At 59.1% G+C, this 12,659-nt stretch carries 10 protein-coding genes; 2 read left to right on the forward strand and 8 right to left on the reverse strand.

Annotated features, from left to right (window positions below):
• Positions 1-37: 37 nt before the first annotated feature.
• The 6 genes from ACTJK5_RS16285 to ACTJK5_RS16310 form a co-directional block, all read right to left on the reverse strand.
• Positions 38-3,193: a multidrug efflux RND transporter permease subunit gene (locus tag ACTJK5_RS16285; RefSeq protein ID WP_440612825.1), complete on the reverse strand. Its 3,156-nt coding sequence runs from the start codon at positions 3,191-3,193 to the stop codon at positions 38-40.
• Between the two features lie 9 nt (positions 3,194-3,202).
• Positions 3,203-4,336, reverse strand: a complete 1,134-nt coding sequence (locus tag ACTJK5_RS16290; RefSeq protein ID WP_438371592.1) for an efflux RND transporter periplasmic adaptor subunit — start codon at positions 4,334-4,336, stop codon at positions 3,203-3,205.
• Between the two features lie 88 nt (positions 4,337-4,424).
• Positions 4,425-4,982: a TetR/AcrR family transcriptional regulator gene (locus ACTJK5_RS16295; RefSeq protein WP_440612826.1), complete on the reverse strand. Its 558-nt coding sequence runs from the start codon at positions 4,980-4,982 to the stop codon at positions 4,425-4,427.
• A 297-nt stretch (positions 4,983-5,279) separates the two neighbouring features.
• Positions 5,280-6,038: an amino acid ABC transporter ATP-binding protein gene (locus ACTJK5_RS16300; protein WP_440612827.1), complete on the reverse strand. Its 759-nt coding sequence runs from the start codon at positions 6,036-6,038 to the stop codon at positions 5,280-5,282.
• Positions 6,035-6,715, reverse strand: a complete 681-nt coding sequence (locus ACTJK5_RS16305; RefSeq protein ID WP_440612828.1) for an amino acid ABC transporter permease — start codon at positions 6,713-6,715, stop codon at positions 6,035-6,037. Before ACTJK5_RS16305 ends, ACTJK5_RS16300 begins: the two co-directional genes overlap by 4 nt.
• Positions 6,716-6,825: 110 nt before the next feature.
• Positions 6,826-7,611, reverse strand: coding sequence for an amino acid ABC transporter substrate-binding protein (locus ACTJK5_RS16310; RefSeq protein ID WP_440612829.1), 786 nt, complete (start codon positions 7,609-7,611; stop codon positions 6,826-6,828).
• Between the two features lie 389 nt (positions 7,612-8,000).
• Here ACTJK5_RS16310 and katG point away from each other — a divergent pair, with 389 nt between their 5' ends.
• Positions 8,001-10,184 (forward strand): catalase/peroxidase HPI, encoded by a 2,184-nt coding sequence (katG, locus tag ACTJK5_RS16315; RefSeq protein WP_062600230.1) that lies wholly within the window; start codon positions 8,001-8,003, stop codon positions 10,182-10,184.
• A gap of 228 nt (positions 10,185-10,412) precedes the next feature.
• Here the strand turns inward: katG and ACTJK5_RS16320 are convergent, their stop codons facing one another.
• The gene (locus ACTJK5_RS16320) at positions 10,413-11,516 is read right to left on the reverse strand and encodes a TRAP transporter substrate-binding protein (RefSeq protein WP_111847403.1); all 1,104 of its coding nucleotides are present in this window, start codon (positions 11,514-11,516) and stop codon (positions 10,413-10,415) included.
• A 146-nt stretch (positions 11,517-11,662) separates the two neighbouring features.
• On the reverse strand, positions 11,663-12,127 hold the full coding sequence (locus ACTJK5_RS16325) for a group III truncated hemoglobin (RefSeq protein WP_440612830.1): 465 nt from the start codon (positions 12,125-12,127) through the stop codon (positions 11,663-11,665).
• Positions 12,128-12,275: 148 nt separating this feature from the next.
• On the opposite strand from ACTJK5_RS16325, the gene ACTJK5_RS16330 reads away from it, so the two are divergent.
• Complete coding sequence (locus ACTJK5_RS16330) at positions 12,276-12,635, forward strand: response regulator (protein WP_062427616.1); 360 nt, start codon at positions 12,276-12,278, stop codon at positions 12,633-12,635.
• The last annotated feature ends 24 nt before the right edge of the window (positions 12,636-12,659 follow it).

The following is a 12,659-nucleotide window of genomic DNA, read 5'->3' on the forward strand; positions in this document are numbered from 1 at the left end:
GTTTCACCCGCGGCGTTCGTGTTTCAATCGATCTTCGTCAGGAGGAGTGGGTTTGCGGGGCCTGCGGCGGTGGCTCCTGTTGTTCCTCGTGCTCCGTGACGGGCCGCTTGGTGCGCATCAGCGTCAGCACGAAGACGAAGAAGGCGGGCACGAAGAAGACCGCAAGGATGGTGGCCGAGATCATGCCGCCCAGAACACCGGTGCCGATGGCGTTCTGACTTGCTGCACTCGGCCCGGTCGCGATCGCCAGCGGTACCACGCCGAGCGTGAAGGCAAGCGAGGTCATGATGATCGGGCGGAAGCGGACGCGTGCGGCCTGAACCGCAGAATCCAGGAGCGACTTGCCTTCCGCATAATAATCCTTGGCGAATTCCACGATCAGGATCGCGTTCTTGGCCGAGAGACCGATGATCGCGATCAGACCCACCTTGAAGTAGATGTCGTTCGGCATATCCCGCACCATGACGGCCAGGACCGAGCCGATGATGCCGAGCGGAACGACCAGCATGACCGCAAGCGGAATGGACCAGCTTTCGTAGAGGCCTGCGAGAAGCAGGAACACGAAGAGAATGCTGAGGCCGAAGAGGAAGGGTGCCTGGGAGCCGGACTTGATTTCCTCAAGTGCCTGGCCCGTCCACTCGTAACCGACACCGGCCGGAAGCTCCGAAGCGATGCGTTCCATTTCGGTGATCGCCGCGCCCGTGGAGTTGCCGGGAGCTGGAGCGCCGGAGATACGGATCGTCGGATAGCCATTATAACCGACGACCTGTGGCGAACCCTTCTGCCACTGAGCAATGGCAAAGGAGCTCAAAGGCACCATGCCACCGCTCGAGTTGCGGACATTGAGCTTCAGCAGGTCTTCCACCTGAAGGCGGTCGCGGTCCTGCGCCTGCACGATGACGCGCTGCATGCGGCCGGCATTCGGGAAGTCGTTGATATAGGACGATCCGAGATTGGCGGTGATGGTGTTGTTGATATCCGCAAAGGTCACGCCAAAGGTGTTGGCCTTTTCACGGTCGATCACCAGCAGCACCTGGGCCGCATCCGGTAGACCTTCAATACGCATGCCCGTCAGGATCGGGCTTTGGCTGGCCTTCTGCATCAGCTCTGCGGCTGCGGCAGAGAGGGCAGCCTGACCGATGCCGTTACGATCCTGCAGACGGAAGGAGAAGCCGCCGGACGTACCGAAGCCTTCGATCGGTGGAGGCGAAAGGGCAAACGTCGTCGCATCCTTCAGACCGAAGAGCTTCATGTTGGCCCGGTTGGCGATATCCTGCGCCGAGTTGCCGGCACCACGCTCGCTCCAATCCTTCAGCGTTACGAAGGCAAGGGCAGCATTGGCGCCGTTGCCGGAGAAGCTGAAGCCCTGGATCGCGACAATATCCTTCACCGCGGGGTCGGCCTTGAAGATCGTCTCGATCTGCTTGATGGACGCGAGTGTGCGGTTGGCGCTGGCCTCTGGTGGGCCCTGGATGTCCACGATTAGGAAGCCCTGGTCCTCATCCGGCACGAAGGCGCTTGGCAGGTTGATGAAGAGATAGCCGAGACCCGCGACCAGTGCCAGATAGATCACCATCATCCGGCCTGCTCGCTTGGCCGTGCCGGTTGCCGTCTTCGTATAGCCATTCGTCAGGCTGTCGAACTTACGGTTGAACCAGCCGCCGATGCCACGCTTTTCATGATGTCCCTTTGGAATGGGCTTGAGGAAGGTCGCGCAGAGCGCAGGCGTCAGCGACAGGGCGAGGAAGGCCGAGAACAGGATCGACACCACCATGGTCAAGCTGAACTGGCGGTAGATGATGCCGGTCGATCCGGGGAAGAAGGCCATGGGAATGAAGACGCAGGAAAGAACCAGCGTAATGCCGAGGATAGCGCCGGTGATCTGGCGCATCGCCTTTTGCGTCGCGGCCTTGGGAGACAGACCTTCCTCGGCCATGATGCGTTCGACATTCTCGACCACGACGATGGCGTCATCGACGAGGATACCGATGGCAAGCACCATGGCAAACATCGTCAGCACGTTGATGGAGAAGCCCGTCGCATACATGATGGCGCAGGTGCCGAGCAGCGCCACCGGTACCACGAGTGTCGGGATGACCGTGTAGCGGAAGTTCTGCAGGAAGACGAACATCACCACGAAGACGAGGATGATGGCTTCCACCAGCGTATGCATCACCTTCTCGATGGATGCGGAAACGAAGGGGCTGGTATCATAGGGAACGCTGTAGGCGACGCCCGAAGGGAAGAAGCGCGACAGTTCCTCAAGCTTTGCCGTCACCGCTTTCGAGGTGGCGACCGCGTTGCCGGTGGAGGAAAGCTGAATACCGACTGCAGCACTCGGCTGGCCGTTCAGGCGGCTCGAGAAGTTGTAGGTTTCTGCACCAAGTTCGATCCGGGCTACGTCCTTCAAGCGAACGGAGCTGCCGTCCGGGTTGGCGCGTAGAACGATGTTGCCGAACTCTTTCGTGTCGGTGAGCTGTCCCTTGACGAGAACGGTGGCCGTCAAATCCTGGGAGACCGGATTGGGGGCTGCACCGATCTGGCCTGCGGCCACCTGGGCGTTTTGGGCGGTGATGGCGCTGTTGATATCGGCGGCTGTCAGGTTGAGGCCGACAAGTTTGTCGGCATCGATCCAGACACGCATGGCGCGCTGGGCGGAGAACAGCTGGGCGCGGCCAACACCGTCGATACGGCGCAATTCGCCAAGAACGTTGCGGTTGAGATAGTCGCCAAGCGCCACCTCATCCATCGTCCCATCGGTGGAGGTAAGCGTAATGAACATCAGGAAGCCGGAGGAGGCTTCTTCGACGGTCACGCCCTGTGAGGCGACGGCAGAAGGAAGGCGCGCCTCCACGCGGCGGATGGCGTTCTGCACATCCACCGAGGCCTGGTTGATGTTGGTTCCGGCCTGGAAGGTGGCGTTGATCGAGACCTGACCTGCCGTGTCCGAAGTGGATTCGAAATACATCAGGCCTTCGACACCGTTCAACTCGTCTTCGATGAGACGGGTCACGCCCTGATAGATTTCCTGCGGCGAGGCGCCGGGATAGCTGGTGGAGATCGTCAACTGCGGCGGTGCCACCTTCGGATACTGCGCGATGGGCAGGAAGGGGATGGCGATGATGCCGGCAATCGAGATGAACAGCGCGAAGACCCAGGCAAGGATCGGCCGTCTGATGAATAGCTGTGCCATGAGGTGACCTTACTGCTTCGGCGGTTGCGCTGCGGCATCGGCAGGCTGTTGCGGCTGCCAGGGTTCTGCTGCGATCTTGCCGCCGGGCTGAACTTTCTGTGCGCCGTCGACGATGATCTTCTCACCCGCCGACAGACCCTTATCGACAACCCATTCGGTATCGACAGCCTGTCCGAGTTCGATCGGGCGGGCTTCGGCGGTGCCGTCATCCTTGGCGATATAGACCATTGGCTTGCCCTCGGCGTTGCGAAGAACGGCGCGTTGGGGAATGGTGATGGCGTCCTGGCGTACGGCCTGTTCGATACGCACGCGCACATACATGCCAGGCAACAGGTTGCGCTTCGGATTGGGGAATTCCGCACGCAACGTCACCTGACCGGTGGTGGCATCGACGCTGGCGCTGGCAAAGAGCAGGCGGCCGGCATCGGCATAGACAGTGCCGTCATCGAAGACAAGACGGACACTTGCCTGATCCGGGGCGGGGCTCGCCAGCTTGCCATCCTCCACCGCACGCTTCAACGCAAGCATGTCCTGCGCCGATTGGGTGAAATCCGCATAGATTGGGTCGATCTGCTGGATCAGCGCGAGGTTCTGAGTGCCGTCCGCTGTCACGAGCGCGCCTTCGGTCACCAGTGCCGCACCGATGATGCCGGTAATGGGCGCACGGACTTCCGTGTAGTCAAGGTTGATCTTGGCTTCATCGAGTGCCGCCTGCTGGAGCGCGACATCGGCATCCGCCTGTGCGAGGTTTACCGCGGCGGTGTCGTATTCGATCCCGGTCGCGACATTGCGTTCGCGCAGGTTCTTCTGGCGTTCCAGCTGCTGGCGGGCGTTGGCCTGCGTTGCCTGCGCGCGCTGCAGCGCTGCCTGAGCACTTTCGACCCGCACCTTGAAGAGCTTCGGATCGATCCGGTAGAGAACGTCGTCCTTCTGCACCAGCGTTCCCTGCTGGAAGACACGTTCCAGAAGAATGCCGGAAACGCGGGCGCGCACTTCCGCTACGCGCGTGGCGGCGACGCGGCCTGGCAATTCGTTGACGACGGGAACGGCGCGTGCCTTCAACTCGAGAACGCCAACGGCGGGCGGGGGCATCTGCATGCCGCCTTCCTGGGCATGCAGCGACGGTCCCGACAGCACGATCATGCCACCAAGGAACAGGCTCGCAAGGCGGGGCAAAGCTTTTCTGCTCAGCATTTTTTCAATCCTTGTCTTCATCGCTATCGAGCGATCGTCATTTTTTATCGGGTAAGGAAGCGTAGATGTCTTTGATGCCATCCAGAATCTCGTGTCGCTCGCTGGTCTCCCAGCGGTGGAAATCGAAGAGCTCCATGCAACAAAGACCCGTGAGGGCAAGATAGGTGAGAAGGGCTGCTTTCGGGCGCGGCCCGGCTTTCATCGCCTCGAGGTCGGCCTTCGTCCATGCCCGCATGCGCTCATGAACATTTTCCTCGCTGGACATGGCGGCTGAAATGGCAAGGCAAACGGCGCGGTCGATATCGTCCGGGGCCTCTTCCGCAAGACTGATCCTGCCGAAAAGCTCGGGGTGAGGAGCCTCGCTGTGCGAGACGACGGCGTCGCGAATACGGGCCTCTTCGGCAGACATGTGCCGGTCGATCAGAGCTTCGAGAAGCGCACTTTTCGACTTGTGGTCATAGACGACCCGCGATTTGCTGACGCCGGCTTCCTGCGCTACAGCATCGATGGAAAGCCCCGCCGCGCCGTCGCGCATGACAACGCGCTCGGCGGCGTCGAGAATATCGTCGGTGCTGATCTTGCGGGTTCTAGCCATGAAACGTCCTTTGTGGAAATTTAAGTACGAACGTTCGTTTTTAAAATCAAGCGGTTTCTCGCGCCTGCGCAGATTTGGTCCTTATTATTTGAATGATGGCTAATAGGCGTTTCTTTATAAATGCTTATAAAATGCTGCCACGCAATATGACCGAAGCCTGTGCACCCGTCTTCCCGTCCTGCTCACGCAGATTTGACACGGCGAGCGGACGCGCAAGGCGATCGCTGGGCGCTTGTTATCTCGAGCGCCTAATGGCTACCTGGAACGTGTCGAGCGAAGTTGAAAGCTCGAAGAGGCTTATGACAACGTCTGAGCCGCATTGATGGATGAGACGAAGCGACGCGTCCGCTCCTGCTGCGGATTGCGGAAGATGACATCGGAACTGCCCGTCTCAACCACCTTGCCGGCTTCCAGAAACACGACGAGGCCGGCGATCTTTGACGCAAGGCGCAGATCATGTGTCGCCATGACCATGGTCGTGCCTTCCCGCGCCAGTTGGCCCAGGACCTCGACCACTTCCGCCGACAGTTCCGGATCGAGCGCAGAGGTGGGTTCGTCGCAGAGCAGCACCTTGGGCGAGGGTGCAAGCGCGCGGGCAATGGCGACGCGCTGCTGCTGGCCACCCGACAGGTTTGCAGGCCAGGCATCCGCCTTGTGCGCCATGCCGACCTTTGTCAAAAGCTCCATCGCTCTCGCACGGGCCTTTTCCATCGGCCATTTTTGCACGACGAGCAGGCCTTCCATGACATTCTCGATCGCGGTTTTGTGCGGGAAGAGCTGGAAGTTCTGGAACACCATACCCGTCTGGCGGCGAATTTTTTGAATCTCCTGCCACGCAACCCTTCGACCGTTATGGAAGGAGACGCTATCGGTGCCGATCCGTACGGTGCCTTCGCTTGGCAGTTCAAGAAGGTTGATGCAGCGCAGAAGCGTGCTCTTGCCGCCGCCTGAAGGCCCGACGAGAGCCGTCACGCTTCCTTCGGGAAAGCCGAGCGTGATGTCCTTGAGGATCACCGCATCGCCGAAGCGCTTTTCGATGGCATTGAGTTCGATCATCGGTTGCTCTCCATCATGCCGCCATATCGGGCAAAGCGGGTTTCAAGTCGCGCCTGCAGGGTCGATAGAACGGAACTCAGGGCAAGGTAGATGAGAGCTGCTTCGATATAGAGGATCAACGGTTCGTATGTCGTGGCAACGATGCGCTGGGCCGATTGAAAGAGTTCCGGCACGGTGATTGCCGCTGCAAGCGAGGTATCTTTCACCAGCGAGATGAAGGTGTTCGACAGAGGCGGCACGGCAACGCGCCCTGCCTGCGGCAAGATCGTGCGCTGCATGGCCTGACGCCAGTTCATGCCCGTCGAGAAGGCGGCTTCCCACTGTCCCTTGGGCACGGACGAAATGGCGGCGCGAATGATCTCCGACGTATAGGCGCCGACATTCAGCGTGAAGCCTATGAGGGCTGCGGGAAAAGCATCGAGAAGGATGCCGATACTCGGCAGTCCGTAGAAGATGACGAAGAGTTGGACGAGAAGCGGCGTTCCCCGGATCACCCAGACATAGAAGCGGGCGAGGATAACAACGGGCGCCGGACCGAACAGCCGTGCGACCGCTGTCGCCAGCCCGAGTGCCAGGCCAAGGACGAAGGAGAGCAGGGTCAGCGGTATCGTGAACTTCACCCCGGCCCACAGAAGCGTGGGGAGCGAATCCATCATCAATTGCACCCAATGCGGCACGAAGAAACCCTCAAAACAAAAAGGGAGCCCGGCTGTTGCCGGACTTCGTCTGCGAATGATCTATAAGAGAGGATATAGCAGATGCGGCGCATCCGCTATTTAGAAAGAGCTTACTTGGAAACGTCCTGACCGAAATAGGTGTCGGAAATCTTCTTGTAAGTACCGTCGGTCTTGATCTCTTCCAGCGCCTTGTTGATGGCGGCGACCAGTGCGTCATCGCCCTTGCGAACGATGATGCCGGAGTAGTCCGCATCTGGCTTTTCGGCGACGATCTTTACCGGTGCCTGCGGCTGCTTCTTCTTGAAGTCCAGGAAGGACAGGCTGTCATTGACGGTCGCATCGGCGCGGCCGGTTAGGACGAGCTGGATCGACTGGTCGAAACCATCGGTGCCGACGAGTTCTGCGCCCGCTTCGGTCGCAAGCTTGCCGAAGTTGCTGGTCAGCGATTGCGCCGACTTCTTGCCCTTCAGGTCTTCAAAGCCCTTGATGTCGGTGTTCTTGTCGCTGACGATCAGCACTGCTTTCGAAGCAATGTAAGGCTCGGAGAAGGCGTATTTCTGCTTGCGGGCTTCTGTAATGCCAACCTGGTTGATGACGGCATCATAGCGCTTGGAATCAAGACCAGCGATCAGGCCATCCCACTTGCCTTCGATGAATTCCGGCTTCACGCCAAGCTTCTCGGCAACGGCCTGGCCGATTTCAACATCGAAGCCGACAAGCTTGCCGCTGGCATCATGAAATGTGAAAGGGGCGTAGGTACCCTCGGTGCCGATCTTGATGACACCGGCGGACTTGATCTGATCGAGGTTTTCTCCCGCGGCAGAAGGAGAGATCAGCACGGCGTGGAGCGCAATCGTGGTTGCGGCCGTCGTTACGATTGTCTTGAGCAAGCCCATTGGTATTTCCTTTTCCCTATGTCCGGATAACATCGCTCCGGTTGATGTGTCATCCCACAAAGCGTGACGCCTTAAACGGCAGAAACGTTCAAAAAGATGCGGTGATGGAGAATATTTTTGCTGCTTCTTTCCTCTGTTGCTGGTCTCCGTCGGAAATGCCGCCTGAGCAGGCTGGAAGATGATGTCGATAATCATTTCCTATCGATGCAATCGGTAAATCCAACTTAAAACTATCACATCTATTGGCTAAGACATGAACCGCGAGGAGGGCCGCGCTGCTTCCGTCTTCGAAGATGGGATCATAGCGCGACGAGCGAGCGGCTCATATTATTTCCGCAACCGCGCTTCATTAAATTTGATGACTTGATTGAGCAAAGCAGGAGAACATCATGGACAATCCCAACGCAGCCGCGGGCAAGTGTCCCGTCGCCCATTCTTCCCCACGTGGAAGAGGCAATCGTGACTGGTGGCCCGATCAGCTGGATATCCAGAAGCTTCACCAGCATTCCAGCCTGTCCGACCCGATGGGCAAGGACTTCGATTATGCCGAAGCGTTCAAGTCGCTAGACCTCGATGCCGTCAAGAACGATCTGCATGCGCTGATGACGGACTCCCAGGACTGGTGGCCAGCCGACTTCGGCCATTACGGCGGTCTCTTCGTTCGTATGGCCTGGCACAGCGCCGGTACCTATCGCATCACAGATGGCCGCGGCGGTGCCGGCATGGGCCAGCAGCGTTTTGCGCCCCTCAACAGCTGGCCGGACAATGCCAACCTCGACAAGGCGCGTCGTCTCCTGTGGCCGATCAAGCAGAAGTACGGCAACAAGATTTCCTGGGCCGACCTGATGATCCTGACGGGCAATGTCGCGCTCGAATCCATGGGTTTCAAGACTTTCGGTTTTGCCGGCGGTCGTGCAGACGTGTGGGAACCGGAAGAGCTCTACTGGGGCCCGGAAGGCACATGGCTCGGCGATGAGCGCTACAGCGGCGAGCGCCAGCTCTCCGAACCGCTCGGCGCGGTGCAGATGGGTCTCATCTACGTCAACCCGGAAGGCCCGAACGGCAATCCGGATCCGGTTGCCGCAGCCCGCGATATCCGCGAAACCTTCGCCCGCATGGCGATGAACGACGAAGAAACGGTTGCTCTCATTGCAGGCGGCCACACCTTCGGCAAGACGCATGGTGCCGGCGACCCGTCGCTGATCGGTGCAGAGCCGGAAGGTGGCGCGCTTGAAGATCAGGGTCTCGGCTGGAAGAGCAAGTTCGGCACCGGCGTCGGCAAGGATGCCATTACCGGTGGGCCGGAGGTCACCTGGACGCAGACGCCGACCCAGTGGAGCAACTTCTTCTTCGAAAACCTCTTCGGTTTCGAGTGGGAACTGACCACGAGCCCGGCTGGTGCAAAGCAGTGGGTGGCGAAGAATGCAGAGCCGTCCATTCCCGATGCCTTCGATCCGTCGAAGAAGAAGCTGCCAACCATGCTGACGACGGACCTGTCGCTGCGCTTCGACCCGGAATATGAGAAGATTTCGCGTCGCTTCCTGGAGCATCCGGAACAGTTTGCCGATGCTTTCGCCCGCGCATGGTTCAAGCTGACCCATCGCGACATGGGTCCGAAGGTTCGCTACCTCGGTCCGGAAGTTCCTGCCGAAGACCTGATCTGGCAGGACGTCGTTCCGGCTGTGAACCATCCGCTGATCGACGATCAGGACATTGCCGAATTGAAGGCAAAGGTTCTGGCGACCGGTCTTTCGGTTCAGGAACTGGTGTCCACTGCCTGGGCGTCCGCCTCGTCCTTCCGTGGTTCGGACAAGCGAGGCGGTGCCAATGGCGCACGCATTCGCCTGGAGCCGCAAAAGAACTGGGAAGCCAACCAGCCTGAGCAGTTGGCAAAGGTTCTCTCGGTTCTCGAAGGCGTCCAGCGTGACTTCAACGCGGCTCAGACGGGCGGCAAGCAGATCTCGCTTGCCGATCTCATCGTGCTGGCGGGTGCTGCCGGAATCGAAAAGGCCGCGAAGGCTGGCGGACAGGATGTAACCGTACCGTTCACCCCTGGCCGCGCCGATGCCTCGCAGGAGCAGACCGATGTTGCCTCCTTCGCCGCACTCGAGCCACGCATCGATGGCTTCCGCAACTATGTCAACGAGAAGCGCCATCAGTTCATGAAGGCAGAGGAAGCACTGATCGACCGTGCGCACCTGCTGACCCTCACCGGTCCTGAAATGACGGCGCTCTTGGGTGGTCTTCGTGTTCTCAACGTCGGCAAGCCAGAGCATGGCGTCTTCACCGATCGTCCCGAAGTTCTGACGAACGACTTCTTCGTCAACCTTCTCGACATGAGCACCCAGTGGGCTCCGGTCGCTGGCGAAAAAGGCATCTACGAGGCCCGTGACCGCAACACCAACGAAGTGAAGTGGACCGGTACGCGCGTCGACCTGATCTTCGGTTCGCACTCGCAACTGCGCGCCTTCGCCGAGGTCTATGCCTCCGCCGATGCCGGCCGCAAGTTCACCAAGGACTTCGTTGCTGCCTGGAACAAGGTGATGAACGCCGACCGCTTCGATCTCGTCTGATTTCTGAAGCTGACACACAATGAAAGGGTCGCGATGAAAGTCGCGCCCCTTTTCGGTTAAAGCGCCGTGCGTCCTATTGGGCCCACAAAGGACGCTTTGCCTTTTTGAATCTACACATCGTGCTTTTCCGAAAATCGAGTCCGATTTTCGGGCCGAAGCTGTAGCCTGAAAATAAAAAGGCCACCCGCACTCTACGGATGGCCTGCGGGCGTGTCGACTTGATGATGCTTAAAGCGTGCCGTTTCGCTGCTGGATCATCATGTAAGTATCATAGGTGTATTCGGCGATCTGCGCCCAGAGATAGGCATCCTTCTTGAAGGCCTGCTGGCTCTCGTAGATGGTCTTGAAGTCCGGGTTCACCGAGGAAATGCCTGCATAGGTTTCGACCGCTGCCTTGTGGCAGACATCGAGGATTTCCTGGCTGAACGGGCGAAGGATCGCGCCTTGAGCCACGAGTTCCTTGAGCGCCTTGGGGTTCTGCGCGTCGTAGCGCTCCAGCATGTAGGCGTTACCCGCAGCGCAGGCGTCTTTCAGGATGCGCTTGTAGTTTTCCGGCAGGCTGTTGTACTTCTCCAGATTGATGAAGGCGTGAACCGCGGGGCCACCCTCCCACCAAGCGGGATAGTAGTAATATTTGGCGACCTTGTAGAAGCCGAGCTTCTGGTCGTCATAGGGGCCGACAAATTCGGTGGCGTCGATCGTGCCCTTTTCAAGGGCGGCGTAGACATCACCGCCGGCGATCTGCTGCGGCGTGACGCCAACCTTCTGCATGACCTGGCCGGCAAGTCCGGCGATACGCATCTTCAGGCCCTTCAGGTCATCGATGGTGTTGATTTCCTTGCGGAACCAACCGCCCATCTGCGCGCCTGTATTGCCGAGCAGGATGGAATAGATGTTGTGCTTGGCAAAAAACGCGTTCAGCAGATCGTTGCCGCCGGCCTGATTAAACCAGGCATTGGTCTGGCGAGCATTGAGGCCGAAGGGAATGGCGGTGCCGAGGGCGAAAGTTGGGTCTTTGCCGACATAATAATAGGAGCAGGTATGCGCCATCTCGACTGTTCCGGCGCTGACTGCATCTGCCGCCTGGAGAGCCGGGACGATTTCACCGCCGGCAAAATGTTGGATGACGAAGTTGCCGCCCGAGGCTTCTTTCACATGATCGGCAACCAGCTGCCCCGCGCCAAAGAGAATATCCAGCCCCTTGGTGAAAGAGGATGTCATGCGCCATGTGATCTGCGGGTTTTCCTGCGCAATAGCGGGTGCTGCGAGGGCTGCTGCTGTAACGCCTGCGCCGGCGGCGCCCGCGTTTCTGATAAACGATCTGCGATCCATCACTGATTGCCTTGACTGAAGCTTCGGCGAACCGCTTGGTACGCCTCCCGCCGATGTAATAACCACGTCCGATTGCAGCCTTCAAGACAATAGTGGTGATATTTCGGCCAGCCTTGGGTAACCCCAAGTTGAGATCGGCAAATCCGTCAGGTGTCGCGTGTCGGATCGTCGAAGGCGGGGTTGTAGAAGAGCGAGAGTGTCAGACTTCTGGCGATGCGGTCGGCGGTCTGCATGAACCATGCATGCGCTTGCCCAGTGGGCGCGATCTCATCCAGCGTCTGCGAAAACAATGTCAGCCATTGCGGAAAAAGATCGGCGCTCATGCCGCCGACACCCATATGCGCCTGGACCGGCTTTCCGCCATAGGCCCCGGTCTTGAATGCGACGGAAGACCAGAAGCTCTTCATCTTTTCCATGTGCTCCGGCCAGCGGCCTGAAAGCCGGTTGTCGAAGACGGGTCCGAGCGTGTCATGCTCACGGACACGCCCGTAGAAGGTCTCGACCAGTCTGGAAATAAATGCCGCATCGACATCCATGCGGGCCATATCCCTTTCGGCGCGTTCCTGCATTGCCGCGCTGTGCGCAGCTCTTGCTGCCATGTCTTCACTCATCAGTTATCGGGTCTGCCTTGGATGGGGTGGAACGCATTGTGGCATGGGTTGTTAACCATGCCACCGGTGGCCTCCCCGTCATTTACTTATTGCAAAGGGAAATGACCGAGTTTGGGCTCGCTGGAATGAATACCAGGAGCAATGGAAGATGGCCAGAATTCTCATTACCGAAGACGAAGACGCTCTGCGTACGTTTGTCGCCCGGGCACTTCGCCTGGATGGACACGAAACCCATGAGGCCGCCGATGGCGAGCAGGGGTTCGAAAAACTGAGCGAACAGGATTTCGATCTTCTCCTGTCCGATATCCGCATGCCGGTGATGGACGGGATCGAACTGGCGCATCGTGCCTCGACGCAATATCCCAACCTCAAAATCCTGCTGATGACGGGATATGCCGAACAGCGTGAGCGTGCGGACGATCTCGTTACCAAGATCATCGACGTCGTTCCCAAGCCCTTCGCACTGCCGGATATCCGGCTTGCCGTGGCCCGCGCTCTCGCGGCCTGACCCGACAGCGGACACACTGCGCGA

It is taken from the genome of Agrobacterium sp. 22094 (assembly GCF_052046015.1).
In the GTDB taxonomy this organism is placed as follows: Bacteria; Pseudomonadota; Alphaproteobacteria; order Rhizobiales; family Rhizobiaceae; genus Agrobacterium; species Agrobacterium cavarae.

Excerpts from the sequence above, each read along its gene's own strand:
- ACTJK5_RS16285 (WP_440612825.1), bottom strand. The coding sequence starts at position 3,193 with ATGGCACAGCTATTCATCAGACGGCCGATCCTTGCCTGGGTCTTCGCG.
- ACTJK5_RS16330 (WP_062427616.1), top strand. The coding sequence starts at position 12,276 with ATGGCCAGAATTCTCATTACCGAAGACGAAGACGCTCTGCGTACGTTT.
- ACTJK5_RS16290 (WP_438371592.1), bottom strand. The coding sequence starts at position 4,336 with ATGATCGTGCTGTCGGGACCGTCGCTGCATGCCCAGGAAGGCGGCATG.
- katG (WP_062600230.1), top strand. The coding sequence starts at position 8,001 with ATGGACAATCCCAACGCAGCCGCGGGCAAGTGTCCCGTCGCCCATTCT.
- ACTJK5_RS16300 (WP_440612827.1), bottom strand. The coding sequence starts at position 6,038 with ATGATCGAACTCAATGCCATCGAAAAGCGCTTCGGCGATGCGGTGATC.
- ACTJK5_RS16320 (WP_111847403.1), bottom strand. The coding sequence starts at position 11,516 with ATGGATCGCAGATCGTTTATCAGAAACGCGGGCGCCGCCGGCGCAGGC.
- ACTJK5_RS16325 (WP_440612830.1), bottom strand. The coding sequence starts at position 12,127 with ATGAGTGAAGACATGGCAGCAAGAGCTGCGCACAGCGCGGCAATGCAG.
- ACTJK5_RS16310 (WP_440612829.1), bottom strand. The coding sequence starts at position 7,611 with ATGGGCTTGCTCAAGACAATCGTAACGACGGCCGCAACCACGATTGCG.
- ACTJK5_RS16295 (WP_440612826.1), bottom strand. The coding sequence starts at position 4,982 with ATGGCTAGAACCCGCAAGATCAGCACCGACGATATTCTCGACGCCGCC.